The 25186-nt window shown below is 63.2% G+C and carries 20 protein-coding genes and 2 pseudogenes; 13 read left to right on the forward strand and 9 right to left on the reverse strand.

All coding sequences use genetic code 11. The annotated features are described in order from the left end of the window. Nucleotides 1–31 precede the first annotated feature (31 nt). Nucleotides 32–163, forward strand: coding sequence for a hypothetical protein (locus IFT47_RS27870; RefSeq protein WP_274598104.1), 132 nt, complete (start codon nucleotides 32–34; stop codon nucleotides 161–163). A 34-nt stretch (nucleotides 164–197) separates the two neighbouring features. On the opposite strand, the pseudogene IFT47_RS10575 reads toward IFT47_RS27870, so the two are convergent. Next, nucleotides 198–1352 (reverse strand): annotated as a pseudogene (locus tag IFT47_RS10575) (methyl-accepting chemotaxis protein); the annotation flags it as partial. Between the two features lie 12 nt (nucleotides 1353–1364). Beyond that, nucleotides 1365–1838 (reverse strand): annotated as a pseudogene (locus IFT47_RS28100) (MCP four helix bundle domain-containing protein); the annotation flags it as partial. 285 nt (nucleotides 1839–2123) lie between these two features. On the opposite strand from IFT47_RS28100, the gene IFT47_RS10580 reads away from it, so the two are divergent. From IFT47_RS10580 to IFT47_RS10600, 5 genes are all read left to right on the forward strand, one after another. Then, nucleotides 2124–4163, forward strand: a complete 2040-nt coding sequence (locus IFT47_RS10580; RefSeq protein ID WP_192172710.1) for an NADPH-dependent 2,4-dienoyl-CoA reductase — start codon at nucleotides 2124–2126, stop codon at nucleotides 4161–4163. Nucleotides 4164–4271: 108 nt separating this feature from the next. Further along, nucleotides 4272–5300, forward strand: a complete 1029-nt coding sequence (locus tag IFT47_RS10585) for a 1-aminocyclopropane-1-carboxylate deaminase/D-cysteine desulfhydrase (RefSeq protein WP_192172709.1) — start codon at nucleotides 4272–4274, stop codon at nucleotides 5298–5300. Between the two features lie 150 nt (nucleotides 5301–5450). Further along, nucleotides 5451–6791, forward strand: coding sequence for an MFS transporter (locus tag IFT47_RS10590; RefSeq protein ID WP_192172708.1), 1341 nt, complete (start codon nucleotides 5451–5453; stop codon nucleotides 6789–6791). 364 nt (nucleotides 6792–7155) lie between these two features. After that, nucleotides 7156–8307, forward strand: coding sequence for an MFS transporter (locus IFT47_RS10595; protein WP_346630701.1), 1152 nt, complete (start codon nucleotides 7156–7158; stop codon nucleotides 8305–8307). Then, a complete protein-coding gene (locus tag IFT47_RS10600) occupies nucleotides 8301–9584 on the forward strand; it encodes an arsenic transporter (RefSeq protein WP_192172706.1) in 1284 nt (427 codons plus the stop codon). Before IFT47_RS10595 ends, IFT47_RS10600 begins: the two co-directional genes overlap by 7 nt. Here the strand turns inward: IFT47_RS10600 and IFT47_RS10605 are convergent. Beyond that, a complete protein-coding gene (locus tag IFT47_RS10605; protein WP_192172943.1) occupies nucleotides 9547–10548 on the reverse strand; it encodes a DUF1853 family protein in 1002 nt (333 codons plus the stop codon). The genes IFT47_RS10600 and IFT47_RS10605 overlap by 38 nt on opposite strands. 187 nt (nucleotides 10549–10735) lie before the next feature. Here IFT47_RS10605 and IFT47_RS10610 point away from each other — a divergent pair, with 187 nt between their 5' ends. The 6 genes from IFT47_RS10610 to pepN are packed head-to-tail and all read left to right on the forward strand — an operon-like array spanning nucleotide 10736 to nucleotide 17309. Next, nucleotides 10736–11626, forward strand: a complete 891-nt coding sequence (locus IFT47_RS10610; RefSeq protein WP_037011709.1) for an NAD(+) kinase — start codon at nucleotides 10736–10738, stop codon at nucleotides 11624–11626. Beyond that, nucleotides 11626–12597, forward strand: coding sequence for a metallophosphoesterase (locus IFT47_RS10615; RefSeq protein WP_192172705.1), 972 nt, complete (start codon nucleotides 11626–11628; stop codon nucleotides 12595–12597). The genes IFT47_RS10610 and IFT47_RS10615 overlap by 1 nt, the downstream gene beginning before the upstream one ends. Further along, on the forward strand, nucleotides 12594–13466 hold the full coding sequence (locus IFT47_RS10620) for a rhomboid family intramembrane serine protease (protein WP_192172704.1): 873 nt from the start codon (nucleotides 12594–12596) through the stop codon (nucleotides 13464–13466). Before IFT47_RS10615 ends, IFT47_RS10620 begins: the two co-directional genes overlap by 4 nt. A gap of 29 nt (nucleotides 13467–13495) precedes the next feature. Continuing rightward, nucleotides 13496–13756: a YeaC family protein gene (locus tag IFT47_RS10625; RefSeq protein ID WP_074888021.1), complete on the forward strand. Its 261-nt coding sequence runs from the start codon at nucleotides 13496–13498 to the stop codon at nucleotides 13754–13756. Beyond that, entirely contained in the window at nucleotides 13753–14583 is an 831-nt protein-coding gene (locus IFT47_RS10630; RefSeq protein WP_163022093.1) for a DUF2797 domain-containing protein, read from the forward strand. The genes IFT47_RS10625 and IFT47_RS10630 overlap by 4 nt, the downstream gene beginning before the upstream one ends. A 29-nt stretch (nucleotides 14584–14612) precedes the next feature. Beyond that, complete coding sequence (gene pepN, locus IFT47_RS10635; protein WP_192172703.1) at nucleotides 14613–17309, forward strand: aminopeptidase N; 2697 nt, start codon at nucleotides 14613–14615, stop codon at nucleotides 17307–17309. A 238-nt stretch (nucleotides 17310–17547) separates the two neighbouring features. Here pepN and IFT47_RS10640 read toward each other — a convergent pair whose 3' ends face one another. From IFT47_RS10640 to IFT47_RS10660, 5 genes are all read right to left on the reverse strand, one after another. Then, on the reverse strand, nucleotides 17548–19011 hold the full coding sequence (locus tag IFT47_RS10640) for an aldehyde dehydrogenase family protein (RefSeq protein ID WP_192172702.1): 1464 nt from the start codon (nucleotides 19009–19011) through the stop codon (nucleotides 17548–17550). Nucleotides 19012–19504: 493 nt separating this feature from the next. Next, nucleotides 19505–20350 (reverse strand): GNAT family N-acetyltransferase, encoded by an 846-nt coding sequence (locus tag IFT47_RS10645; RefSeq protein WP_192172701.1) that lies wholly within the window; start codon nucleotides 20348–20350, stop codon nucleotides 19505–19507. Continuing rightward, nucleotides 20347–21528, reverse strand: a complete 1182-nt coding sequence (locus tag IFT47_RS10650) for an NAD(P)/FAD-dependent oxidoreductase (protein WP_192172700.1) — start codon at nucleotides 21526–21528, stop codon at nucleotides 20347–20349. The genes IFT47_RS10645 and IFT47_RS10650 overlap by 4 nt, the downstream gene beginning before the upstream one ends. Next, nucleotides 21525–21959, reverse strand: a complete 435-nt coding sequence (locus IFT47_RS10655; RefSeq protein WP_192172699.1) for a RidA family protein — start codon at nucleotides 21957–21959, stop codon at nucleotides 21525–21527. The genes IFT47_RS10650 and IFT47_RS10655 overlap by 4 nt, the downstream gene beginning before the upstream one ends. Next, nucleotides 21949–23085, reverse strand: coding sequence for a DSD1 family PLP-dependent enzyme (locus IFT47_RS10660; protein WP_192172698.1), 1137 nt, complete (start codon nucleotides 23083–23085; stop codon nucleotides 21949–21951). The genes IFT47_RS10655 and IFT47_RS10660 overlap by 11 nt, the downstream gene beginning before the upstream one ends. A gap of 95 nt (nucleotides 23086–23180) precedes the next feature. On the opposite strand from IFT47_RS10660, the gene IFT47_RS10665 reads away from it, so the two are divergent. Continuing rightward, entirely contained in the window at nucleotides 23181–24065 is an 885-nt protein-coding gene (locus tag IFT47_RS10665; protein WP_192172697.1) for a LysR family transcriptional regulator, read from the forward strand. 406 nt (nucleotides 24066–24471) lie between these two features. Here the strand turns inward: IFT47_RS10665 and IFT47_RS10670 are convergent, their stop codons facing one another. Next, the gene (locus IFT47_RS10670) at nucleotides 24472–25185 is read right to left on the reverse strand and encodes a cupin domain-containing protein (RefSeq protein ID WP_192172696.1); all 714 of its coding nucleotides are present in this window, start codon (nucleotides 25183–25185) and stop codon (nucleotides 24472–24474) included. Nucleotide 25186 lies beyond the last annotated feature (1 nt).

Raw genomic sequence — 25186 nt, forward strand, 5'->3', positions numbered from 1 at the left:
AGCTGCCTCTGAAGAAGGCGCACGGGGCGCCATGACGTTGCCGGAAGGCTACGGCAAAACGGCGATTTGGAGAAGGTTTGCCAACGACCAGGGCGGCCATTCGGCGAAGGCATTGAAGCGAGGCGGCGTCGGCGGCCGCCTGCGCTGTATGAATCAACCGTGATGCCGGCGATTTGCAGGCATCACGGGCAGCGCGTTTACAGGCGGAAGCGGCTGACCAGCGTGTTGAACGAAACCGCCAGGCGGGAAAGGTCCTGAGTCGACGCATTGGTCTGGTGCGCACCGGCCGCTGTCTGGGTAGACAGATCCTGGATGTTCACCAGGTTACGGTCCACCTCGCGCGCGACATTCGCCTGCTCCTCGGATGCGGTGGCGATGACCATGTTGCGTTCGTTGATCTGGGCGATGCCGTCGGCGATCTGCTCCAGCGCGCGACCCGTTGCCTGGGCCAGCGCCTGGGTGTCGGTCACCAGCGACTGGCTTTTTCCCATCGCCCCGACCGCCTGGTCGGCGCTGGCCTGGACGCTGTTGATCATGCCTTCGATTTCACCGGTCGAGGCCTGGGTGCGCGCGGCCAAGGCCCGGACTTCGTCGGCGACCACGGCAAAGCCCCGGCCCTGCTCACCGGCACGGGCGGCTTCGATGGCGGCGTTCAAGGCCAGCAGGTTGGTCTGTTCGGCGATGCCGCGAATCACGTCCAGCACCTTGCCGATGTCCCGGACCTGCACGGCGAGGTCGCGGACCATGTTGGTCGAGGTGGCGATTTCGGTGGTCGCGCTGTTGATGGCTTCGACGGCGCCACGGGCCTGGTCGCGGCCCTCGCTGGCCTGTTTGCTGGTGGTCCTAGACGCGTCGGAAGTCGACACGGCGTTGCGCGCCACTTCTTCCACAGCGGAAGTCATTTCCGTGACGGCGGTCGCGGCCTGCTGGATCTCGTCGTTCTGGCGGACCAACCCTCGGCTGCCGTTATCGCTGACGGCGGTCAGCTCTTCTGCGGCAGAGGCCAGTTGACTGGACGCATCGGCAATCTGCTGAATGGTGCTTTTCAGGCTGCCCTGCATCTCGCCCAGCGCCGTCAACAATTGCCCGGCTTCATCACGGCCGGTGCTGACAATCTGTTGAGTCAGATCACCGCCGGCAATGCTCCGCGCGCTCGTGACCGCATAGGCGAGAGGACGGCTGATCAGGCGACTGATGAACATACCCAGCAAGATCGCCGCCAGAAAGGCAATAGCGATGCCGATGTACAGCGAGGTCTTGGCGGAGGACTCCATGCGGGCGGCATCCTCGGCGCCTTCGCCGATCTGCCGGTTATTGGACTCAACCATAACGGTCAATTCATCGAGCACCACGCGGAACGCCGCCTGCAGATCGCCAAACAACAAGGCACGGCCGTTATCAAGGTCGCCGGCTTTCATGAGGCCGACGTATTTCTGGACCAGTGCCTGGTAGGCCGGCCAGTCTTTTTCCATCTGGTCGCCCGCCGCGCGCTCATCGTCGGCCAGCGGGGTCTTGCGGTATTCGGCGAACGCTTTCTCGCTTTGCTGCTGGTTGGCGTTCATCGATGCAATCACTTCGTCCTTCACGCCCTGGGGCATGCCGGCGGCCGTCGCCGTATATAACCGATACAGATCGCGGCTTTGCCCTACGGCGTTGGTTTTGGCCTGGCCGGTTTTTGCGACGGACACCAGGTTGTTGCTGAACACCAGCTTCAGGCTGTCCGACAGGTCAGAAACACCACGGCTTCCGAGTACGCCCACGCCCAGGGTAATGAATGCGCACAGCGTAAAGGCTGTGATCAACTTGGTCGAAATTTTTGCATCATTGATCCAGCTCATTGATCGTCCTGCCGAGGTATTGAGAAAAAGGACATTGCTCAGCCATCGAGGCGGTGCGGCAAGGTCGTTGTGGGGCTATCGGCGCCGAAGGCCGAATCTGGAGGCTGGCCCGATGAACGATGAGGTGCACCGCTAGATCATTGAATTGTTACTTTCAGTCATTGAGCATGATCGGGCTGCTGTTTACTGTTAGCGCCATGTACAAGGCGCTCATCCAAGGCCCTGACTGATTCGACGAGCGCCACAGAGCGCTCGCGCCCCGTGATGATGCTCGATGGAGTTTTTATGGCCGCCCCCCACTACCCGCATTTGCTCGCTCCCCTGGACCTGGGTTTCACCACGCTGCGCAACCGCACCCTGATGGGCTCGATGCACACCGGGCTTGAAGAGAAGCCGGGCGGGTTCGAGCGCATGGCGGTGTATTTCGCCGAGCGCGCACGGGGCGGGGTCGGCCTGATGGTTACCGGCGGTATCGCACCGAACGCTGAAGGCGGGGTGTATTCGGGGGCGGCCAAGCTGTCGACGCCGGAAGAAGCCGCCAACCATCGTGTCGTCACTAAAGCCGTGCATGAGGCTGGCGGCAAGATTTGCATGCAGATCCTTCACGCCGGGCGCTACGCCTACAGCCCCAAGCAAGTGGCACCGAGCGCGATCCAGGCGCCGATCAACCCCTTCACACCCAAAGAGCTCGACGAAGAGGGCATCGAGAAGCAGATTCAGGATTTCGTCACCTGCGCGACCCTGGCGCAGACCGCCGAGTACGACGGCGTCGAAATCATGGGCTCCGAAGGCTATTTCATTAACCAGTTTCTCGTCGCCCACACCAACCATCGCACCGACCGTTGGGGCGGCAGCTACGACAACCGCATGCGCCTGCCGGTAGAGATCGTGCGGCGCGTGCGTGAAGCCGTCGGCCCGAATTTCATCATCATTTATCGACTGTCGATGCTCGACCTCATCGAGGGCGGCAGTAGCTGGGAAGAAGTGGTGCAACTGGCCCAGGCCATCGAGCGTTCGGGGGCCACGCTGATCAACACCGGCATTGGCTGGCACGAAGCGCGGATTCCGACCATCGCCACCAAGGTGCCGCGCGCTGCGTTCGCTAAAGTAACGGCGAAAATGCGCGGCTCGGTGTCGATCCCGCTGATCACCACCAACCGCATCAATACCCCGGAAATTGCCGAGCAGGTGCTGGCCGAAGGTGACGCCGACATGGTCTCCATGGCGCGCCCGTTTCTCGCCGACCCCGAATTCGTCAACAAGGCCGCGGCGGGTCGCAGCGACGAGATCAATACCTGTATCGGCTGCAACCAGGCGTGTCTCGACCACACCTTCGGCGGCAAACTCACCAGCTGCCTGGTCAACCCACGCGCTTGCCATGAAACCGAGCTCAATTACCTGCCGGTCACTCAGGTCCGCAAAATCGCCGTGATCGGCGCCGGTCCTGCGGGCCTCGCTGCCGCAACCGTCGCGGCCCAGCGCGGGCATGAAGTAACGTTGTTCGACTCGGCCAGCGAAATCGGCGGGCAGTTCAACATCGCCAAGCGCATTCCGGGGAAGGAAGAGTTCTTCGAGACCCTGCGCTACTTCGGCCGCAAGCTGCAAACCACCGGCGTCGACCTGCGCCTGAACACCCGGGTCACGGCTGATGACCTGCTCGGCAAAGGCTATGACGAAGTGATTCTGGCCACCGGCATCGCGCCACGAACGCCCGCCATCCCCGGCGTCGACAACCCCAAGGTGCTGAGCTACCTCGACGTGATCCTCGGCCGCAAGCCGGTGGGCAAGTCCGTCGCCGTGATTGGCGCGGGCGGCATCGGCTTCGACGTGTCGGAATTCCTCGTCCATCAGGGCGTCTACACCAGCCTGGATCGCGATGCGTTCTGGGATGAGTGGGGCATCGATACCCAACTGCAAGCGCGGGGTGGCGTGGCCGGGATCAAGCCCCATCCCCATGCACCGGCGCGTCAGGTGTACCTGCTGCAGCGCAAGGCCACGAAAGTTGGCGATGGCCTGGGCAAAACCACCGGCTGGATTCATCGCACGGGGCTTAAGAACAAACAGGTGCAGATGCTCAACAGCGTGGAATATTTGAAGATTGACGATGCGGGTCTGCACATTCGGATTGGGGCAGAGGGCGAGGAGAAACTATTGCCGGTGGACAACGTGGTGATCTGCGCCGGGCAGGATCCGCTGCGTGAACTGTATGACGGGCTAAAGGCGGCGGGGCAGAGCGTGCATCTGATTGGCGGGGCGGATGTCGCGACTGAACTGGATGCCAAGCGGGCGATTGATCAGGGGTCGCGGTTGGCGGCGGGGTTGTAAGGGTTTGGGGGGCTGACGGTTGGGGAATCCCCCAACACGGCCCCCCAAACCGAGACTCCAGCCTGACGAGTGCTAGACTCGCGCACCGTTCATTGCCCGACCGATTTCATGTTTGCTCCTTCATCACCACTTCCTTGTGCACCGCTGCAACTCCTCCGTTTCGACTGGCTCCAGGCAGCCGGCGTGGAGGCGGCGATCCTGCGGCTGGACCTTGTCGATCCGCTGATCAGCGGCAATAAATGGTTCAAGCTCAAGCACCATCTGGTGGCGGCTGAACAGGCCGGCGCACAGGGCGTTATCAGCCTGGGCGGCGCGCATTCCAATCACCTGCATGCGCTGGCGGCGGCGGGTAAGCGCTTTGGTTTTGCCACGGTCGGGTTGTTGCGCGGGCATGCGGTCGAGACGCCGACGGTGCTGGATCTGCAGGCATTCGGCATGGAGCTGCACTGGCTGGGTTACGCCGGATATCGCGCGCGGCATGAGGCGGATTTCTGGGTGCCGTGGCGCGAGCGTTATCCGCATCTTTATCCGGTGCCTGAAGGCGGCAGCGGGCTCGACGGGGCAGTGGGCTGCGTTGAAATCGTCGAACAGGCGCGCAGCCAGCTCGGCCTTTTGGGATGGGAAGATTACGACTGCTGGTGGCTGGCGTGCGGGACTGGCACCACATTGGCTGGACTGGTGCTGGCGGAGGCGGGGCAGCATGAGGTGATCGGCGCGATGGCGGTGCCCGATGGTCATGGGGTTGAGGGCAATGTGGAGGACATTCTTTCAGCCTTCGTGAGCAAACTCATTCCTACAGGGGCGGTGTCGTTGTCGAAACCGGCGACCTTGCCAGAACGTGATCAGAAGGCGCTTAACGCCACGTTGGCTGCGAGCTGTAAACCTCAGGGTTACCGGTTGCTCGACGCCAGCCGTGGCGGCTTCGCCAAGACCGACCCCGCGTTGCTCGATTTCATCGCGCGCCACGAAGCCGAATCCGGAATACCCCTCGAGCCGCTGTACACCGGCAAGGCTTTGCTGGCGCTGCACGACGAAGTGATCTCGGGCCGAGTCGCCAAGGGCACGCGGCTGATTTTCCTGCACACGGGGGGATTACAGGGCAAACGAACTTTCGATCCTGAACTAGCACATCGCTGACGCCCAGGCACGCATTCGCGTACTGGCACGAATCCTGCGGCCCACACCTCCCGACAGGTCGGTCCTGAGTACGTCGGCGGCATTTCTGGAGTCGGGCGGGCAGGGCGCTGTGTCGATAATCGGATCTTTCCCACGTGCGCCGAGGTATGCATGACCACTCCCGTCCTTGAGCAGGTTGACCCTGCCACTCTGAGAAAAGTCATCGTTGCCGCCGCCATCGGCAATTTCGTCGAATGGTTCGACTTCGCGGTGTACGGCTTTCTGGCCACGACCATCGCCCAGCAGTTCTTCCCCAGCGGCGATGCCAGCGCGGCGTTATTGAAAACCTTCGCAGTGTTCGCCGTGGCCTTCGCGTTTCGGCCGCTGGGCGGGGTGTTCTTCGGCATGCTGGGCGACCGTATCGGCCGCAAACGCACGCTGGCGTTCACCATCCTGTTGATGGCCGGGGCGACGACGATCATCGGTCTGTTGCCGACCTACGCGGCAATCGGCGTGACGGCGCCCGTCTTGCTCACCCTCATTCGCTGCGCCCAGGGCTTTTCTGCCGGCGGCGAGTACGCGGGGGCGTGCGCTTACTTGATGGAGCACGCGCCACGCACGCAGCGGGCGTGGTACGGCAGCTTCGTGCCGGTATCGACTTTTTCGGCGTTCGCGGCGGCGGCGATCATTGCCTACGCGCTGGAAGCCTCGCTGAGCGCCGAAGCCATGGGCAGTTGGGGCTGGCGGCTGCCGTTTCTGATCGCAGCGCCGTTGGGGCTGGTCGGGCTGTACCTGCGCTGGAAACTGGACGAAACCCCGGCGTTTCAGGCGGTCAAGCAGGAGCATGCTGTCGCTCATTCGCCCCTCAAGGAAACCCTGCGCAACCACGGCGCGGCGATTTGCTGCCTCGGCGCGTTCGTGTCGCTGACGGCGCTGTCGTTCTACATGTTCACCACCTATTTCGCGACCTACTTGCAGGTGGCGGGCGGGCTGAGCCGTGCGACGGCGCTGCTGGTGTCGTTGATTGCCTTGCTGTTCGCCGCCGCCATCTGTCCGGTGGCCGGGGCATTTTCCGACAAGGTCGGGCGCCGCAAGACAGTGCTTAGCACCTGCGTCCTGCTGATCGTGGTGGTGTATCCGTCGTTTTTGATGGCCAGTTCCGGTTCGTTCGTGGCGTCGATCGTCGGCGTGATGTTGCTGGCGATTGGCGCGGTCCTGTGCGGAGTGGTCACGGCGGCGCTGTTGTCGGAGACCTTTCCGACACGCACCCGCTACACCGCTTCGGCGATCACCTACAACATGGCGTACACAATCTTCGGCGGAACGGCCCCGTTGATGGCGACCTGGTTGATCGGCGCGACGGGCAGCAACCTGGCGCCGGCGTTTTACCTGATCGTGATCGCGCTGCTGGCGCTGGCGGGCGGGCTGGCCCTGCCGGAGACATCCAAAGTGTCGCTGCATGAGGTCGAGGGTTCGCTGACGGCGCGGGGCAGATTGCAGACGGTGGTTTGACTGGGGGCGGTGCTCTATGCTCGCGTAGATGTCGGAATATCTGCTGGAGTTTCGGCGGATTGCAGGCCGTCTTCGTGAGCAAGCTCACTCCCACAAGGGTTGCGCCTGCCAGACGATAACGGGGTGCCAGAACAACTGCAACACGCTATCCCACTCACAAATCAGCAACAAAACATGGCAGCCGCGCCCCAAAAAATGGCACATTGGCGACCCCTTGTGCCGCTGACATGTTCTGTAACGAGTCCGACGGCGCGTCAACGTTCGATGGATGGACCCGATGGCCGTTACTCGCCCTGCAACCGTGCCCGCGACCGATACCCAACCCGTTCCCGCCCCGCAATCAGCGCAATCAAGCCCCTTGGTCATGCGCATCATCGGTGCGGTGGCACTGGCGCACCTGCTCAATGACCTGATCCAGTCGATCCTGCCTTCGATCTACCCGATGCTGAAGGCCTCGTACGGCCTGAGTTTCACCCAGGTTGGGCTGATCACCCTGACGTTTCAGGTCACGGCGTCGTTGCTTCAGCCCTGGGTCGGCTATTTCACCGACCGTCATCCCAACCCATTGGTGCTGCCGGTTGGCTCGTTGTGCATTCTGGGCGGCGTGATGCTGCTCGCGACCGTCGGCAGCTTCCCGCTGATCTTGCTCGCCGCAGGGTTGATCGGCATCGGCTCGTCGACTTTTCACCCCGAAGCCTCGCGCATCGCCCGGCTGGCCTCAGGCGGGCGCTTTGGCCTGGCGCAATCGACCTTTCAGGTGGGCGGCAACAGTGGATCGGCTATCGGGCCGCTGCTGGCGGCGGCGATCATCATCCCGTTCGGCCAGGGCCACATCGCCTGGTTCGGGCTGGTGGCGCTGTTTTCCGTAGGCCTGCTGTACGCGATCAGCCGCTGGTACAAGGCGCACCTGGCGCTGTTCAAGATCAAGGCCGGCCAGGCGGCGACCCACGGGCTGTCGAAACGGCGGGTCACCAGCGCGCTGGTGGTGCTGGCAATGCTGGTGTTCTCCAAGTACTTCTACATGGCCAGCTTCACCAGCTACTTCACCTTCTTCCTGATCGACAAATTCCAGCTGTCGGTCGCCAGCTCGCAACTGCACTTGTTCATGTTTCTGGCGGCGGTGGCGGCGGGCACGTTCTTCGGCGGGCCGATCGGTGATCGCATCGGCCGCAAGGCGGTGATCTGGTTCTCGATTCTGGGCGTGGCGCCGTTCACCATCGCGTTGCCCTACGCCGACCTGTTCTGGACCAGCGTGCTCAGCGTGATCATCGGTTTCATCCTGGCCTCGGCGTTTTCGGCCATCGTGGTCTACGCCCAGGAGCTGGTGCCGGGCAACGTCGGTATGATCGCCGGCATCTTCTTCGGCCTGATGTTCGGCTTCGGCGGTATCGGCGCTGCATTATTGGGGCACCTCGCGGATCTTCACGGCATCGTTTATGTCTACACGCTGTGCTCCTACCTGCCGCTGTTGGGCATCCTCGCCATCCTGCTTCCGAGAACTTCAAAAAGATGTTGATAGCCGTCGCGATTTTTCTGGTCACCATCACCCTGGTGATCTGGCAACCCAAAGGCCTTGGTGTCGGCTGGAGTGCAACCTTTGGCGCAGTGCTCGCCCTGATTTTCGGGGTGGTGCACCTGAGTGACATCCCTCAGGTCTGGCACATCATCTGGAACGCCACCGGGACGTTCATTGCGCTGATCATTATCAGCCTGCTGCTCGACGAGGCCGGGTTTTTCAACTGGGCCGCGCTGCACGTGGCGCGCTGGGGCAACGGCAAGGGCCGGCGGCTGTTCGCGTTTATCGTGCTGCTCGGCGCGCTGGTGTCGGCGCTGTTCGCCAATGACGGCGCGGCGTTGATCCTCACGCCCATCGTCATGTCGATGCTGCTGGCGCTACGCTTTTCGCCGGCGACCACCCTGGCCTTCGTCATGGCGGCGGGGTTCATCGCCGACACCGCGAGCCTGCCGCTGGTGGTCTCCAACCTGGTCAATATCGTGTCCGCCGACTATTTCGGCATCGGTTTCAACCGCTACGCCTCGGTGATGGTGCCGGTGAATCTGGTCAGCGTCGCCGCCACGCTGGCAGTGCTGATGCTGTTCTTCCGCCGCGATACCCCGAAAACCTTCGACGCCTCGCAACTGGCCGAACCGTCTTCGGCCATCAAGGACCGCGCGACCTTCAAGACCGGCTGGTGGGTGTTGGGGATTCTGCTGGTGGGCTGTTTTGCCCTGGAACCGCTGGGGATTCCCATCAGCGCCATCTCCGCCGTGTGCGCAGCGATCCTGTTGGGCATTGCCGCCAAGGGCCACCGCATCTCGACGCGCAAGGTATTGAAAGACGCGCCGTGGCAGATCGTGATTTTCTCCCTGGGCATGTACTTGGTGGTGTACGGCCTGCGCAATCAGGGCCTGACCGATTACCTCGCGACCTGGCTCGATCGCTTTGCCGAACACGGTTTGTGGGGCGCGGCGATGGGCACGGGCGTGCTGACGGCGCTGCTGTCGTCGGTGATGAACAACCTGCCGACGGTGCTGATTGGCCTGTTGTCCATTGATGCCAGCCACGCCCACGGCGTGCTGCAGGAAGCGATGATTTACGCCAACGTCATCGGCAGCGACCTGGGCCCGAAAATTACCCCGATCGGCAGTCTGGCGACGCTGTTGTGGCTGCATGTGCTGGCAAAGAAGGGCGTGACCATCGGCTGGGGCTATTACTTCCGCGTCGGCATCGTGCTGACCGTGCCGGTGCTGTTGATTACCCTCGCGGCGCTGGTGCTGCGACTGAGCCTGTAACGCGGCGCGGGTCCGGCACGTTCGGCCACAGGTCCGACACCAGAAACAGCCGCTCGGCCTCTTCCCAGTGGCCGTCGGCATGGCGAATCAGGCGCACCAGCAGTTGCGCCGGCGACAGCGGGTCGAGGGCGTCCAGCCAGTCCTGAAACTCACGGGGTGTCCATGCCTCGTCGCAGCGCGCCGGTGCCAGCCAGGCCGGACGCGGCAGCAATTGCCAGCGACCGTCCAGGCTGTTTTCTGCGTAGTCCGGCCAGTCCTTCTGATGCAACCACGTGCCGCGCAGATGCTCAGGGTGTGCCCCTTGTGGCGGGGCGTCGGTCCTATGCCCGAGATAAAGGGACCACGGATAAAACAGATAACCCCCCAACCAGAGCGAAGCGCTGAAGGTCTCCACACCTCGCGCGGCGAGAACGGCTGTGCTTTCCGGGCGCCCTGACATGGGCAGTTGATGCTCATTAAGGTGGGCGAGCTTCACATCCAGCCGGTCGACGGAGCCGGGACCCAGCCAGTGCGCCGGATCTTCGCCGTCCTGGTCTTCCCGACCAAGGTAGAGCTTGATCGCCAGCTCGACGTGGTGAACGCCGTCTTTATCCCGCAGCAGCAGGTCCAGCTCGCCCAGCGTGCGCCCTTCGCCCTGGATCGGCAGATTCGCCGCGAGCAGCTCGACGTCTGGCGCGTGCTGGATTGCGAATTGCCACAGCCGCTCGTAATACAGCCCGAGCCGGCGCGTCGAGCTTCTCGCCAGCCAGTCGCTGAGTGCGCTGTCGTCCTGGTCCAGCTGCGTTAAAAAAACTTCAAGCGCCTCGGGCTGCTGCACCCAGTCACTGCCGCTGAGCGGGTGACGCTGGGGCCACCGGGTTTCCGCCAGCAGAGGCGGCGACAGGATCACCCACGCCAGGTCACGCACGGTGGGCGTACGCAGCTGACGGGGCAGGGCGCTCAGGGACGGGAAAGGGTTATTCATCCAGGCAGAATAGCGGGTGATGGGCGCTTGGGGCCACCGCTCCACCGTCGCCTTCGGAAGCAACCCGTACATTTCGTACCCTTGGAACGGCGCTGCTCGAAGGTTGCGCGCAGAGAGCCCATTTGCCGCCCCCGACCCCTTCGCCCATAATCGCGTTCTTTACACGCATCAAGCCTGCGGGAGCCCCATGGAGCAATTTCGAAATATCGGCATCATTGGTCGCCTGGGCAGTACCCAGGTGGTGGAGACCGTTCGCCGACTCAAGAAATTCCTGATATCCCGGCACCTGCATGTGATCCTCGAAGACGCCATTGCCGAGGTCCTGCCGGGGCATGGTTTGCAGACCTCTTCGCGCAAGATGCTCGGCGAAGTCTGCGACATGGTCATCGTCGTCGGCGGCGATGGCAGTCTGCTCGGCGCTGCCCGTGCGCTGGCCAAGCACAACGTGCCGGTGCTGGGCATCAACCGTGGCAGCCTGGGCTTCCTGACCGACATTCGCCCCGATGAGCTGGAAGTCAAAGTCGCCGAAGTGCTCGACGGCCACTATCTGGTGGAAAACCGTTTCCTGCTGCAGGCCGAAGTGCGCCGCCATGGCGAAGCGATCGGCCAGGGCGACGCCCTTAACGACGTGGTGCTGCACCCCGGCAAATCCACGCGGATGATCGAGTTCGAAATTTACATCGACGGCCAGTTCGTCTGCAGCCAGAAGGCCGACGGCCTGATCGTCGCCACGCCCACCGGCTCCACGGCCTACGCGCTGTCGGCGGGCGGCCCGATCATGCACCCCAAGCTCGACGCTATCGTCATCGTGCCGATGTACCCGCACACGCTGTCCGGCAGGCCGATTGTCGTCGATGGAAACAGTGAGCTGAAAATCGTTGTCTCAAAGGACATGACGATCTACCCACAGGTTTCCTGCGATGGCCAGAACCACTTCACCTGCGCGCCGGGTGACACCGTGACCGTGAAAAAGAAGCCGCAGAAGCTGCGCCTCATTCACCCCCTCGACCACAACTACTACGAAGTCTGCCGGACCAAACTCGGTTGGGGCAGTCGGCTTGGCGGCGGGAGCGACTGATGCTCGATCCCGCGCGTGGCTACGATCTGATCGGTGACGTGCATGGTTGTGCCCAGACCCTTGAGCACTTGCTCGACACCCTTGGTTACCGCTTTCAGGCCGGCGTCTGGCGCCACCCTGAACGCATCGCCGTGTTTCTCGGCGACATCATCGACCGCGGCCCGCGCATCCGCGAAGCGCTGCACATCGTCCGTGACATGGTCGAGGCCGGCCAGGCGTTCTGCATCATGGGCAACCATGAATTCAACGCCCTGGGCTGGAGCACGCCGGCGCCGCCCGACAGCGGCCATGAGTGGGTGCGCGAACATACGCCGCGCCATGCCCGCCTGTTGGGCGAAACCCTGGCGCAGTTCGAGCAGCACCCCGGTGACTGGAATGACTTTCTCAAATGGTTTTACCAGCTGCCGCTGTTCATCGACGCCGAGCGCTTTCGTGTCGTCCACGCCTGTTGGGATGCCAGCCTGATCGAGCCCTTGCGCAGCGTTCATGGCGACGGCCGCATCGATCAGGCCTTCGTGCAGGCCTCGGCGGAGCCGGGCAGTTTTGCCAGCGCGGTGTTTGATCGGCTGCTGCGCGGCACCGACATGCGCCTGCCCCACGGCATGACCCTGACCGGTGGCGACGGCCTGACCCGCGCCTCGTTCCGCACCAAATTCTGGGAAGACGACCCGCAGACCTACGGCGACGTGGTGTTCCAGCCTGACGCGCTGCCGGAGCCGGTGGCCCGTCGGCCGCTGTCCCCCAGCGAGAAAAACGCGCTGCTGCGGTACGGCGCCGATGAGCCGCTGTTGTTCGTCGGTCACTACTGGCGCAGCGGCATACCCGCGCCGATCCGCCCCAATCTGGCGTGCCTGGATTACAGCGCCGTGCTCTACGGCAAACTGGTCGCCTACCGGCTGGATCAGGAAACCCAAATTGACCCGGACAAGTTCGTCTGGGTCGACGTCACCCGACCGGAGATAGGTCAATGAGTCCGGTTGCTGTCTTACGCCTGCCGCTTCAAACCGACCTGAGCGGTTTTGTCGAATTGCTACGGCGCCTCAACGTGCCCCATCGGGTCAGCGAAGAGGCCGGCGAGCAAGTGCTGTGGGTGCCCGATGCGCCGCAACTGGCCGATGACATCCGCCAGCTGTATCAGCAATACCCCGAAGGCGACCCGACCGCGCAGTTGCCGCCGGGTCGCGAAGTCGTGGCCGTGAGCAGGCCGAGCCCGCTGGTGCAAGTGCGCAGCAGCCCGGTGACCAGCGTGGTCTTGCTGCTGTGCCTGATCGTCGCCGGCGTCACGTTGCTCGGCGACAACTTCGAGGCCTTGAGCTGGCTGACCTTCAACGACTTCCGCGTCAACGGCGAGTACATCCGCTTCCTGCCGGTGGAAACGTCCCTGGGGGCAGGGCAGTGGTGGCGGGTCGTCACGCCGATGCTGATTCACTTCGGCCTGCTGCACCTGGTGATGAACGCGCTGTGGTTCTGGGAACTGGGTCGGCGCATCGAAATGCGCCAGGGCGGTTGGCAATTGCTCGGGCTGACCCTGGCGTTCAGCGCGTTTTCAAATTACGTCCAGTATTTCTGGAGCGGCCCGAGCCTGTTCGGCGGCCTGTCCGGGGTACTTTATGGCTTGCTCGGCCATTGCTGGATCTTTCAATTGCTCGCCCCCTACCCCATGTATCGTTTACCACGGGGTGTGTTGGGGATGATGTTGATCTGGCTGGTGGTGTGCCTGTCCGGCGTCGTCGGTGCGCTCGGGTTTGGCGAAATCGCCAACGGCGCCCACGTCGGCGGACTGATCATCGGTTGTGCTACAGGTCTTGTGGGCGGTGCGCTGGCCCGCCGCAAACACTAAAATTGCCCTCTACATTCTGGGAGAACCCAATGTCCTCTTTTGTCGAAATGATCGAAAACATCACCCCGGACGTCTACGAAAGCCTGAAGCTGGCGGTGGAAATCGGCAAATGGTCCGACGGCCGCAAGCTGACCCAGGAGCAACGTGAGCTGTCGCTGCAGGCGTTGATTGCCTGGGAAGTGCGCAACGTGCCCGAGGACCAGCGCATCGGCTACATGGGCCCGCAAGAGTGCGCCTCGAAGTCGGCGCCAGTGCCCAATATCCTGTTCAAATCGGACTCCATTCATTGATTGAAATCGGCAGAGGCTCCGTCAACAAAATGTCCGCGCGGCTTGAGGCCTCGCGGGTGGAATACGCGTTCCGGCTGGGTGATTCACAGATCCCGGTCAATCCGCTGATCGGCAAGACCGTGCGCCTTGAGTTTCTGGGTGCGATTCATTGCAGCCATTGCGGCAAGCGCACCAAAACCAGCTACAGCCAGGGCTATTGCTACCCGTGCATGCTCAAGCTGGCGCAGTGCGACCTGTGCATCATGAGCCCCGAACGCTGCCATCACGAGCATGGCACCTGCCGCGATCCGGCGTGGGGCGAGCAGTTCTGCATGACCGATCACGTGGTCTATCTGGCCAACTCGTCGGGCGTCAAAGTCGGCATCACCCGCGCAACCCAGCTGCCGACGCGCTGGCTGGATCAGGGCGCCAGTCAGGCGTTGCCGATTGTGCGTTGCGCCACGCGCCAGCAGTCCGGCTTTGTGGAAGACCTGTTCCGCAGCCAGGTGGCCGACCGCACCAACTGGCGCGCGCTGCTCAAGGGCGACGCGCCGGCGGTTGACCTGGCCGCGATTCGTCAGCAACTGTTCGAGTCCTGCGCCGAAGGCCTGGTCGCGCTGCAGATGCGCTTTGGCCTGCAGGCCATTCAGGTGATGAACGATGTCGAGCCCATCGAGATCCGATACCCGGTAGAGGCCTACCCGACCAAGATCGTCAGCTTCAATCTGGACAAGGATCCGATCGCCGAAGGCACCCTGCTGGGCGTCAAAGGGCAGTACCTGATCTTCGACACCGGCGTGATCAATATTCGCAAATACACGGCGTATCAACTCGCCGTGCATCAGTAGCCCGTATTAGCAGAAGAAGGGACAACCGCATGCGCACCGACCAGCCGAAAATGATTTACCTGAAGGATTATCAGGCGCCTGAGTACCTCATTGACGAGACCCACCTGACATTCGAATTGTTCGACGACCATTCCCTGGTCCACGCGCAGTTGGTGATGCGCCGCAACCCGGAGCGCGCCGCCCTTGCTCAAGGCGCGGCCTTGCCACCGCTGGAACTCGACGGCCAGCAGCTTGAATTGCTGTCGGTGAAGCTGGCGGATGTCGACCTGTCCGAGGGCGACCTTGCACAGAACGGCTACCGGCTGACCCCTGACAGCCTGACCGTCCAGCCCACCTCCGAGACCTTCACCCTCGACACCACCGTGAAGATCCACCCGGAAACCAACACCGCCCTGGAAGGCCTGTACAAATCCAGTGGCATGTTCTGCACCCAGTGCGAGGCCGAGGGCTTCCGCAAGATCACCTATTACCTCGACCGCCCGGACGTGATGAGCAAATTCACCACGACGGTCAGCGCCAACAAGCAGGCTTTCCCGATCCTGCTGTCCAACGGCAACCTGATCGCCGCCGGCCCCTCCGATGACACCCAGCGTCACTGGGCAACCTGGGAGGACCCGTTCAAGAAGCCGGCCTACCTGTTCGCACTGGTGGCCGGTGACTTGTGGTGCATCGAAGACACTTTCACCACCATGAGCCAGCGCAAGGTCACGCTGCGCATCTTCGTCGAGCCGGAAAACGTCGACAAATGCCAGCACGCCATGGACAGCCTGAAGAAGTCCATGCGCTGGGACGAAGAGGTCTACGGCCGCGAATACGATCTGGACATCTTCATGATCGTTGCGGTCAACGACTTCAACATGGGCGCCATGGAGAACAAGGGCCTCAACATCTTCAACTCCAGCGCCGTGCTGGCCCGCGCCGAAACCGCCACCGATGCTGCTCACCAGCGCGTCGAAGCGATCGTCGCCCACGAGTACTTCCACAACTGGACCGGCAATCGCGTCACCTGCCGCGACTGGTTCCAGCTGTCGCTGAAAGAAGGCTTCACGGTGTTCCGTGATTCCGGCTTCTCGGCGGACATGAACTCGGCCACGGTCAAGCGTATCCAGGATGTGGCCTACCTGCGCACTCACCAGTTTGCCGAAGACGCCGGCCCCATGGCCCACGCCGTGCGCCCTGACAGCTTCATCGAGATTTCCAACTTCTACACCTTGACCGTGTACGAAAAGGGCGCGGAAGTGGTCGGCATGATCCACACCCTGTTGGGCGTGGAAGGATTCCGCAAGGGCAGCGACCTGTTCTTCGAGCGCCACGACGGCCAGGCCGTGACCTGCGACGACTTCGTCAAGGCCATGGAAGACGCCAACGGTGTCGACTTCACTCAGTTCAAGCGCTGGTATTCCCAGGCCGGCACGCCGCGTCTGGCGGTCAGCGAGTCCTACGACGCTGCCGCGAAGACCTACAGCCTGACCTTCCGTCAGAGCACGCCGACCACGCCGGGCCAGCCGGGCGATCAGAAGCTGCCGTTCGTGATTCCGGTCGCCATGGGTCTGTTGGACGCCCAGGGTCAGGAGCTTCCGCTGCGCCTGCAGGGCGAGGCACCGGCGGTGAACACCTCCCGCGTGCTCTCGGTGACCGAAGCCGAGCAGACCTTCACCTTCATCGACATCGCCGAGCAGCCGCTGCCTTCGCTGCTGCGCGGGTTCTCGGCGCCGGTGAAACTGAGCTTCCCGTACAACCGCGATCAGCTGATGTTCCTCATGCAGCACGACAGCGACGGTTTCAACCGCTGGGACGCCGGTCAGCAACTGTCGGTTCAAGTGCTGCAGGACTTGATTGCCCAGCACCAGAAGGGCGAGCCGCTGGTCATGGATCAGCGTCTGATCACCGCGCTGCACACGGTGCTGACGGACGAGACTCTGGATCAGGCCATGGTCGCGGAAATGCTGTCGCTGCCGGGCGAGGCGTATCTGATCGAAATCAGCGAAGTGGCGGACGTCGATGCGATCCACGCCGCGCGGGAGTTTGCCCGTCAGCAATTGGCCGACAAACTGAGCGACGCACTGTGGACGCGTTATCAGACCAACCGCGAGCTGTCCAAGCAGACGCCGTATGTGGCTGCGTCCGAGCACTTCGCTCGCCGTGCGTTGCAGAACATCGCGCTGTCTTACCTGATGCAGACCGGCAAGCCGGAAGTCCTGGCCGCCGCCATCGATCAGTTCGACACGGCCGACAACATGACCGAGCGCCTGACCGCCCTGGCCGTGTTGGTGAACTCGCCGTTCGAGGCCGAGAAGGCCAAGGCGCTGGAAGTGTTCGCGGAAAACTTCAAGGACAACGCACTGGTCATGGATCAGTGGTTCAGCGTACAGGCCGGCAGCACCTTGCCGGGCGGGCTGGAGCGTGTGAAAGCGCTCATGCAGCACCCGGCGTTCACGATGAAGAACCCGAACAAGGTGCGTGCCCTGATCGGTGCCTTTGCCGGGCAGAACCTGATCAACTTCCACGCGGCGGACGGTTCGGGCTATCGCTTCCTGGCCGATCTGGTCATCGAGCTGAACGGATTCAACCCGCAGATCGCCTCCCGCCAACTGGCGCCGCTGACCCGCTGGCGCAAGTACGACAGCGCGCGGCAAGCGCTGATGAAGGCGGAACTGGAGCGCATCCTCGCCTCCGGCCCGCTGTCGCCGGACGTGTATGAAGTGGTCAGCAAAAGCCTGGCGTAAATCGGGCGGTTGTTGAAAAGGGCTGTCCGTTTGCGCGGACAGCCCTTTTTTGTGGGCGCTGATTCCTGGTTTCAGCGGCTTCGGATGCTGTCTTGCACGCGACGCCTTCGTAGGACTGGCTTTAGCCGGGAAGAGGCCGGTTTGTGCGCCACCCATTTTGCGGTGTGACGAATGACGCCTTCCCGGCTGAAGCCGGTCCCACAATTTGCGACGTCCAAGGATCCCGGCCAGCTGGCGATCAGGCGTTGAAGCCGATAATCGCCTTGGTCTCCAGATACTCTTCAAATCCCATAACTCCGTACTCTCGGCCATTGCCCGAGCGCTTGTAGCCGCCGAAAGGGGCCATGGGGTTCCACGCCGGATGGTTCAAATGCACTTGCCCGGCACGGATGCGCGAGGCGACGGCGCGGCCCAGTTCGAGGTCCTGCGCCTGCACGTGGGCGCCCAGACCGTAGACGGTGTCGTTGGCGATGGTCACGGCTTCGTCGATGGTGTCGTAGGCGAGGATGCACAGCACCGGGCCGAAGATTTCCTCCTGAGCGATGCGCATCGCCGAGCCCACTTCGGAGAACACCGTTGGCTTGGTGTAATAACCTTTTTCAAACCCCGGCACGCGGCCCGGCCCGCCGCACAGCAGTTTCGCGCCTTCGCTGATGCCAGCCTGGATCATCGCCTGGACGCGGCTGAACTGGGCTTCGTTGGCAATCGGGCCGAGTTGGGTGTCGGGGGATTGCGGGTCACCGACGATCAACGCGTTGGCGGTGTCGGCGGCCAGCGCTTCGACTTCGGCGAGGCGGGCGCGGGGCACGATCATCCGGGTCGGCGCGCTGCACGATTGGCCGACGTTGCGGAAGGCCGACAGCACCCCCAGCGGCACGGCCTTGGCGAAGTCAGCGTCGGGCAGCATGACGTTCGGCGACTTGCCGCCCAGTTCCTGGGTCACGCGTTTTACCGTCACGGCCGCCGCTTGCGCGACGAGGGCGCCGGCACGGTTCGAGCCGGTGATGGAAATCATGTCGATGTCAGGGTGTGCGGCGATCGCGGCGCCGACGTCAGGACCACTGCCGTTGACCAGATTGAACACGCCGGGGGGCAGGCCGGCGTCGTGGACCAGTTGAGCGAACAGCAAAGCGCTCAACGGCGACAGCTCGCTGGGTTTCAACACCACGGTGCAACCGGCGGCGAGGGCCGGCGCGACTTTGGCGGTGATCTGGTAGAGCGGCCAATTCCACGGCGTGATCAGGCCGCAGACGCCGATGGCTTCCCGCTCGATGGCGGTGCTGCCTTCGACGGTCTGGAAGCGGTAGGTGGACAGCAGATCCCGGGCCACCCGCACGTGCTCGGCGGCCAGCGGTACCTGCATGGCGCGGGAGAAACTGATGGCCGCGCCCATTTCCAGCGACAGGGCCTGGGCCAGCGGCTCTTTACGCTCGAGGATCAGCGCGTGGATGTTGCTCAGGATCGATGCGCGTTCAGCGACTGGCGTTTCTGACCATCCGGGGAACGCCGCGCGCGCTGCTGCGACGGCCCGATCAACGTCCTCGGCCGAACCCCGCGCGACCTCGGCGACCACCTCTTCAGTGGCGGGATTGATCACCGGCAGAAGAGCCGGAACCGCGGGTGAAGTCCACTCGCCATTGATGTAAAACTGCCCGGCGCTGTGCAGCTCAAGGCCGTGGGTGTGTGAAGAGTGTGAGGTCATCCAGCTAGCTCCCTGGAGCGGTGATAAGTGCTGCGAACAGCGAGTCCTGACGTCTCGATACGCTAACAAACCGGCCCAGGCAAAAGATGCCGTTGTTGCGGCCTGCAAGGGAGAATCTGCTGAATCCATCGGTGTTGCCGCTGCCGCCTTCCCGGCTGAAGCCGGTCCACTAAAGGCAGCGCGTTGCATCATTGGGGTGTGCACGATTGGGGTGTGCACGCGCTTTTGATTTCAGTGGGACCGGCTTCAGCCGGGAAGAGGCCCGTGTGAGCGCCATCAATTTTGCGGTGTGGCATCCGACGCTTTCCCGGCTAAAGCCGGTCCCACTAAAGGCAGCGCGTTGCATCATTGGGGGGTGCACGCGCTTTTGATTTCAGTGGGACCGGCTTCAGCCGGGAAGAGGCCCGTGTGAGCGCCATCGATTTTGCGGTGTGGCGCCTGACGCTTTCCCGGCTGAAGCCGGTCCTACAAATGGCGCCGCGCCTGGCAACGTTCACCCAATCGCCTGGGTCACCATCGCAAACTGGGCAATCCCATCCCGCGACTGCGGCGGTTCGCCCAGCACCATGCGGGGCGCGCGATCAACGCATGGCAGCCCCAGACCTTCCAGCCAATCCACCAGTCCGCAATCAGCCAGAATATCGAAACGCACAAACGCGCCAGGGATCAGGCCCAGCAAGTGCGTGATCATCTGTTGCGCCTGCTCCAGATTCTGCGCAACCACCGGCCCGATAAGATGCCCGCGGCCAAAACGGCGGAGCAGGGCGCAACCTTTCAGTTGCCCGTGAACCTCGACGCCCACCACACACTCCGCCATCGGCAGCAGGTCATTGAGGACCGCCGTGCGATCCAGCCCGCTGCCAGCGTTGGCCAGTTCGATCACCTGCGGGTAGTCGGCCTCGGTCACTTCGCGACAAAGCCCAGCCCCCATCGCAGCCGGAACAGGCGGCGTCTGAGGCACGCCCTGATGCTGCTGAATCCGCGCGTATTCGACGAAACCCATGCTTACATAGAGCGGCGCCCCTGATTCAGTGGCATTGAGGATCGGCGTGCGCGGCGCGGCGGCGTCCAGGCACAGGTTCATCAACCGGCGCCCAATGCCTTTGCTCTGGTGCTGATCACTGACGATCACCAGCCCGATGGAAGAATAAGCCCCCTGATGACAAGCAAACGCCACGCCCACCAATTGCCCCTCATGCTCGGCAACAAAACCCTCGGACGTGCGCTGCACCATCGCCCAGTCTGCCTCGCGATGGGGCCACTTCAACTGCACGGACAGCGCGTGGGCGGCGGGTATGTCGGCCGCTGTGGCCATGCGATAAACGTAGGCGTCGCTCATATGAGTTTTCCTGTGCTGAAAAGGCTGGTCGCCAATTGCGGTACGAGTGATGGCTGAGTAAACCGGCGAATGTCGAAGGGGCTGATGGACGTGCTGGTGCTGCCGGTGCTGATCAGTTCGGCCATCACATCGCCGACCCCAGGGCCGAGCTGAAAGCCATGGCCGCAGAAACCGAAGGCGTAAAACAGCCCGTCGACCATGCCGCTGCGGCCCATCACCGGCAGGGAGTCCGGCGTGTAGCTTTCGATGCCGCTCCAGGTGCGGATGATGTTGAGTTTCTCGGCGCCGGGTACCAGCCGCTTCATCTGGCGCATCTGATTGAGCAGGCTTTCAGGCTTGAAAAACGCCCGACGGTTGACCATGTCCGGCGCGCAACGGGCGCCGCCACCGATGATGATGTTGCCGCGCGGGATCTGCCGAAAGTAGATCACCTCTTCCTTGATCTTGGTGAACACGCCGATCACCGTCGGCAATGCGTAGGGCACCGGCTCGGTCACCGACATCTGCGGGCCGTTGGGCTCCAAGGGCACGGGTTCATCGAACTGTTGAGACAGCCTGGTCGCCCATGCGCCGGCGGTGATCAACAGCTGCTCGGCGACAAACAATTGCCCGTCAGTGGTGGTGACGTGAAACACGCCGCCGACCTTTTGCACGTCGGCAACCTCGGTGCGTTCTTCGATCCGTGCGCCAAGCCGACGAGCCGCGCGGGCAAAGGCGGGTGCCGCCAGACGCGGGTTGGCGTGACCGTCGTGGGGCGCGTAGGAGCCGCCTTTCACCTCTGCGCCAAGGAAGGGGAACCGCTTGTGCAGCTCGGCGCCGCGATAGATTTTTAGGTCCAGTTGCTCGGCTTCCGGGGCAGCGGCATAGGCCTCCAGCTCGGCGATTTCGTCTTCGCGATAACACACGCGCATGTGCCCGCTGGGGATGAATTCGAGGTCGTCGTCGATCAACTCCGGCAGGCGCTTCCACAATCCCCACGACCGGTTCGCCAGTTCGAGCTGGCCCAGATAACGCCCTTGGCGGCGGACGTTGCCGAAGTTCACGCCGCTGGCGTACTGACCGATCTGGTCGCGCTCCAGCAGCGTCACCGAGCAACCGCGCCGCTGCAGGAAAAACGTCGACGAGGCGCCCATGACGCCACCGCCGATCACCAGCACATCGCTTTTTTGCGGATTCATGAAGGCTCCTCTTGCAGGTTACGGGCTGGCAGGCCGCGGGGTTGCAGGTCACGCGCCACGGCTTCGATTTCGATCAGGTAACCGTGATGCAAGACCGGGACCGGCACCACGGCGCGGGCGGGTCGATGCTCACCCAGGTATCGCCCATAGAGTTGGTCAAAGGCCGGCCAGTGTTCAATGCCCACGACGTAGACCGTGACTTTCAGCAGATCGCTGGGGCTCAAACCCGCTTGTGCAAGGATCGCCATGAGGTTGTCGAGGGCAATTGAGGCCTGCACCTCGAACGGTTGGTCGGCGCTGTGCTCGCCATTGGCGCGCACCGGCAACTGCCCGGACACGTACACCACGCCGCCGTAAGCCACTGCTTGGGAATAATGCCCGCCCGGCGCCGCTGCGTGGGGCGTGTGAATGATTTCGAGATCACCAGCCATGCAGACGACTCCAGGTGTGCACCGCGCCGTCGGCGTCGAGGGCGTGATAATCCGGGAACTGCGCGCCGGTGGCGCAGGCGTGGTTGGGCAGGATGCGCAGGTGGCTGCCGATGGGGAAACGTGTGGCGAGGTCGGCACTGTCGGCGCCGCCCAAGGTAACGATCCCGTGTTCCTGATTGGCGCCTGTGACCAACGCCCCTTCGATCCACTCGCACGTTTCGGTGCACACCTGGCCGTAACCGAAATCGTGGCGCTGACGCTGGGTGCCGCGATCACGACTCATGGCCATCCAGCCGGCGTCGGTGATGATCCAGCCCTTGTCCTGCTGATGGCCGATCACCGTGGTCAGCACGCTCAGGGCCAACTCGTCGGCCTGGCAGACGCCGATGTTGTGCATGACCAGATCGAAAAACACATAGACGCCCGCGCGCACTTCGGTCACGCCTTCCAGGTTCAGGGCCGAGAGGGCAGTGGGCGTGGAGCCGATGCTGACGTCCGGGCAGGCCATCCCGGCGTCACGAATGCGTTGAGCGGCGCGAACGCAGAGGGCTCGCTCTTGTTCGGCGAGGGCTTGCAGGGCTTCGGGGTTGTCGAGTTCGTAGCTGGAACCGGCGTGGGTCATCACACCGCGCAGCTGCACGCCGCCGTCGATGAGGATGCGTGCCACGTCGATGAGTGCCGGGTCTTCGGCAGCGAGGCCGGACCGATGACCGTCGCAGTCGACCTCAATCCAGACGGGGAAGCGTTCGTCGTGCTCCTTCGCGAAGGCGACGATGGCATGGGCGCCCTGAACGCTGTCGGTGAGCACGCTCAGGTGGCAGCCGGCCCGCCGCAGCGCCAGTGCCTGAGAAAATTTGCCGGGCGCGATGGCGACCGCATACAACACGTCGCTGATGCCCTGGTTGAAACAGTGCTCGGCTTCTTTCAGCGTCGAGACCGTCACACCGCTGGCGCCGGCCGCCATCTGCGCCTGAATCACCGGTAGGCATTTGCTGGTCTTGACGTGGGGACGCAACCGCACGCCGAGGCTGTTCATGCGCTGCTGCATGCGCTGGATGTTGCGCTGCATGCGCGGGACGTCCACCAGCGCGGCGGGCGTGTCGAGAGAAGCGATCGGCGTAGACATGACGGAACTCGGGTGGCGAGGGACAGGCTGCACTCTACTCAGCTGTCGTTAAGGTGTGGTTCAATCCAGTCTCATCAATCATTAAGTAAGAGTGAATGATCTCCATCGAAGACCTGCGCTTGGCTGTCGCCCTGAGCCGTGCCGAATCCCTGAGTGCGGCGGCCAGAGCGCTCAATGTTTCGCCGCCGGCGCTGTCCATGCGCCTGCGCAAACTGGAGACCCTACTGGGCCTGACCCTGGCCAACCGCGACGCCCGCCGCCTGAGCCTGACGGCCGATGGCGAACGCTTCTCCCGGGAAAGCGCGCTGTTGCTGGAACAGCTGGAAGCACTGCCCGAGTCCTTCCGGCAAAAGGACGAAAGACTGGTCGGCACCCTGCGACTGGCGGCGCCGTTCGGTTTCGGACGACAGCGACTGGCGCCGCTGCTGGCGCGTTTCATCCGGCTGCATCCGCAGCTGTGCCTGCACCTGGACCTGCGCGAAACACCTTGGCCGGATCGCCACGACAGCGACGCCGTGATCCACATCGGCCACCTCAACGACAGCCTGTGGACCGCGCGGCAACTGTCCCCCAACGAACGCTGGCTGTGCGCAAGCCCGGCCTACCTGCAAGAACACGGCGAGCCGACGTCGCCTGACCAACTTAGCGCCCACCGCTGTATCTGCATCCGCGAGAACGACGAAGACGTCACCCTCTGGCACCTGCGCAAAGGCCCCGCCCGCAAAACCCTGCGCGTCGAACCGGCCCTGCTGACCAACGACGGCAGCGTCGCCCGCCGCTGGGCCGAACAAGGCCTGGGCCTGGTGTTGCGCTCGCAATGGGACGTCAGCGACGCCATCGCCAGCGGCAACCTCATCCGCGTCCTCGCCGACTGGAACTTCGACAGCGCCCCCGTCAACCTCCTCGTACCCTCCCGCAAACTGCGCAGCCCGAGGGTGCAAGCGTTAGTGGCGTTTCTGGAAGATGCGTTGAAGGTGTGAACGGCGAGTTCGATCGGCAAGCAGGCGTTACACCGCAACAACGTCGGCGCTGCGACTGGCCTCTTCCCGGCTAAAGCCGGTCCTACTAAGCGTAAGCGCGCTTTTGATCTTCGTGCGCAAAAAGCCCAGACACCGCCAATCGCGACTTTGGTGCAGGCTGAACGCAGGTCTCGCGGAGTGGGCCGAGCGGCATGGATGCCGCGAGAGCCGCCCCCCGCCATGGATGGCGGATGGCGGCGGGTCCACGGAGCGGGACCGGAGTGAAGGAACCCGACGAAGTTGGGCCCAACCGAGAGCAAGCACCCTTGGTTACTTGGGGTGCTTTTCCAAGTAACTCGCCGAAGGCGAAACAGTCTGCCCCCAGGCAGACGCCCTTGATCTTGATCTTGATCTTGATTAAAAAAAATCACTTCACCGCATAGACCTTGCGCACATACACCGTACTGGTCCACGCACAAAACGCCCCCTTCACCACAAACACCGTATCCCCCGGATTAACCGTCACCTCACCGCCCTCATCATCGGCCAGCGTCACGCTCCCCTCCAACAGATGCATCAACTCATGCAACCGATGCGCACGACCATGGCGCTGATACGGCGTCGAATCCCAGATCCCCACCTTCAACGCCGTCACCTCATCCTCGAACAGACTCAACGCCCGACACTGCGGCGCAGGCCCGATCAAAATCGGCGGCTCCAGCGTCGCAGACGGCTCCAGCCACGTATGCGCCGGCAACAGCGTCAAACCGGGTCGCGCAGGGGTATCCGCCACATCCACCGCACAAAACGCCCACTCGCTGCCAGTGCTGGCATGCAACGCCACGCGACTGCCACGGCCAATCACCGCACTGTCACCGACGCCCAACTCCAGCGTCTGCTCCGCGCTGCTCAGCACCATATGGCCGGCGTGCACCACCAGCGTCTCGCTGTAGGGAAAGTCCTCGATCAACGCGTCGCCGGTGAACCGCACAAGCCCGGCCGACACCCCGTCATCGCCGCGCCACGCCACCTGTCGCGCTTCGGCAAAGGGATCAAAGGCGCTCAACGGCGCCGAGTTGAAAGAGGTGGAAACACCGCTGCCATCAGCGCGCGCCAACAACAAAATACCGGGAGATGACATG

Source organism: Pseudomonas sp. CFBP 13711, assembly GCF_014842265.1.
Lineage (GTDB): Bacteria > Pseudomonadota > Gammaproteobacteria > Pseudomonadales > Pseudomonadaceae > Aquipseudomonas.

Coding starts and splice junctions, on each gene's coding strand:
- IFT47_RS27870 (WP_274598104.1), top strand. CDS start 32: ATGACGTTGCCGGAAGGCTACGGCAAAACGGCGATTTGGAGAAGGTTT.
- IFT47_RS10580 (WP_192172710.1), top strand. CDS start 2,124: ATGGCCGCCCCCCACTACCCGCATTTGCTCGCTCCCCTGGACCTGGGT.
- IFT47_RS10585 (WP_192172709.1), top strand. CDS start 4,272: ATGTTTGCTCCTTCATCACCACTTCCTTGTGCACCGCTGCAACTCCTC.
- IFT47_RS10590 (WP_192172708.1), top strand. CDS start 5,451: ATGACCACTCCCGTCCTTGAGCAGGTTGACCCTGCCACTCTGAGAAAA.
- IFT47_RS10595 (WP_346630701.1), top strand. CDS start 7,156: ATGCGCATCATCGGTGCGGTGGCACTGGCGCACCTGCTCAATGACCTG.
- IFT47_RS10600 (WP_192172706.1), top strand. CDS start 8,301: ATGTTGATAGCCGTCGCGATTTTTCTGGTCACCATCACCCTGGTGATC.
- IFT47_RS10605 (WP_192172943.1), bottom strand. CDS start 10,548: ATGAATAACCCTTTCCCGTCCCTGAGCGCCCTGCCCCGTCAGCTGCGT.
- IFT47_RS10610 (WP_037011709.1), top strand. CDS start 10,736: ATGGAGCAATTTCGAAATATCGGCATCATTGGTCGCCTGGGCAGTACC.
- IFT47_RS10615 (WP_192172705.1), top strand. CDS start 11,626: ATGCTCGATCCCGCGCGTGGCTACGATCTGATCGGTGACGTGCATGGT.
- IFT47_RS10620 (WP_192172704.1), top strand. CDS start 12,594: ATGAGTCCGGTTGCTGTCTTACGCCTGCCGCTTCAAACCGACCTGAGC.
- IFT47_RS10625 (WP_074888021.1), top strand. CDS start 13,496: ATGTCCTCTTTTGTCGAAATGATCGAAAACATCACCCCGGACGTCTAC.
- pepN (WP_192172703.1), top strand. CDS start 14,613: ATGCGCACCGACCAGCCGAAAATGATTTACCTGAAGGATTATCAGGCG.
- IFT47_RS10640 (WP_192172702.1), bottom strand. CDS start 19,011: ATGACCTCACACTCTTCACACACCCACGGCCTTGAGCTGCACAGCGCC.
- IFT47_RS10645 (WP_192172701.1), bottom strand. CDS start 20,350: ATGAGCGACGCCTACGTTTATCGCATGGCCACAGCGGCCGACATACCC.
- IFT47_RS10650 (WP_192172700.1), bottom strand. CDS start 21,528: ATGAATCCGCAAAAAAGCGATGTGCTGGTGATCGGCGGTGGCGTCATG.
- IFT47_RS10655 (WP_192172699.1), bottom strand. CDS start 21,959: ATGGCTGGTGATCTCGAAATCATTCACACGCCCCACGCAGCGGCGCCG.
- IFT47_RS10660 (WP_192172698.1), bottom strand. CDS start 23,085: ATGTCTACGCCGATCGCTTCTCTCGACACGCCCGCCGCGCTGGTGGAC.
- IFT47_RS10665 (WP_192172697.1), top strand. CDS start 23,181: ATGATCTCCATCGAAGACCTGCGCTTGGCTGTCGCCCTGAGCCGTGCC.
- IFT47_RS10670 (WP_192172696.1), bottom strand. CDS start 25,185: ATGTCATCTCCCGGTATTTTGTTGTTGGCGCGCGCTGATGGCAGCGGT.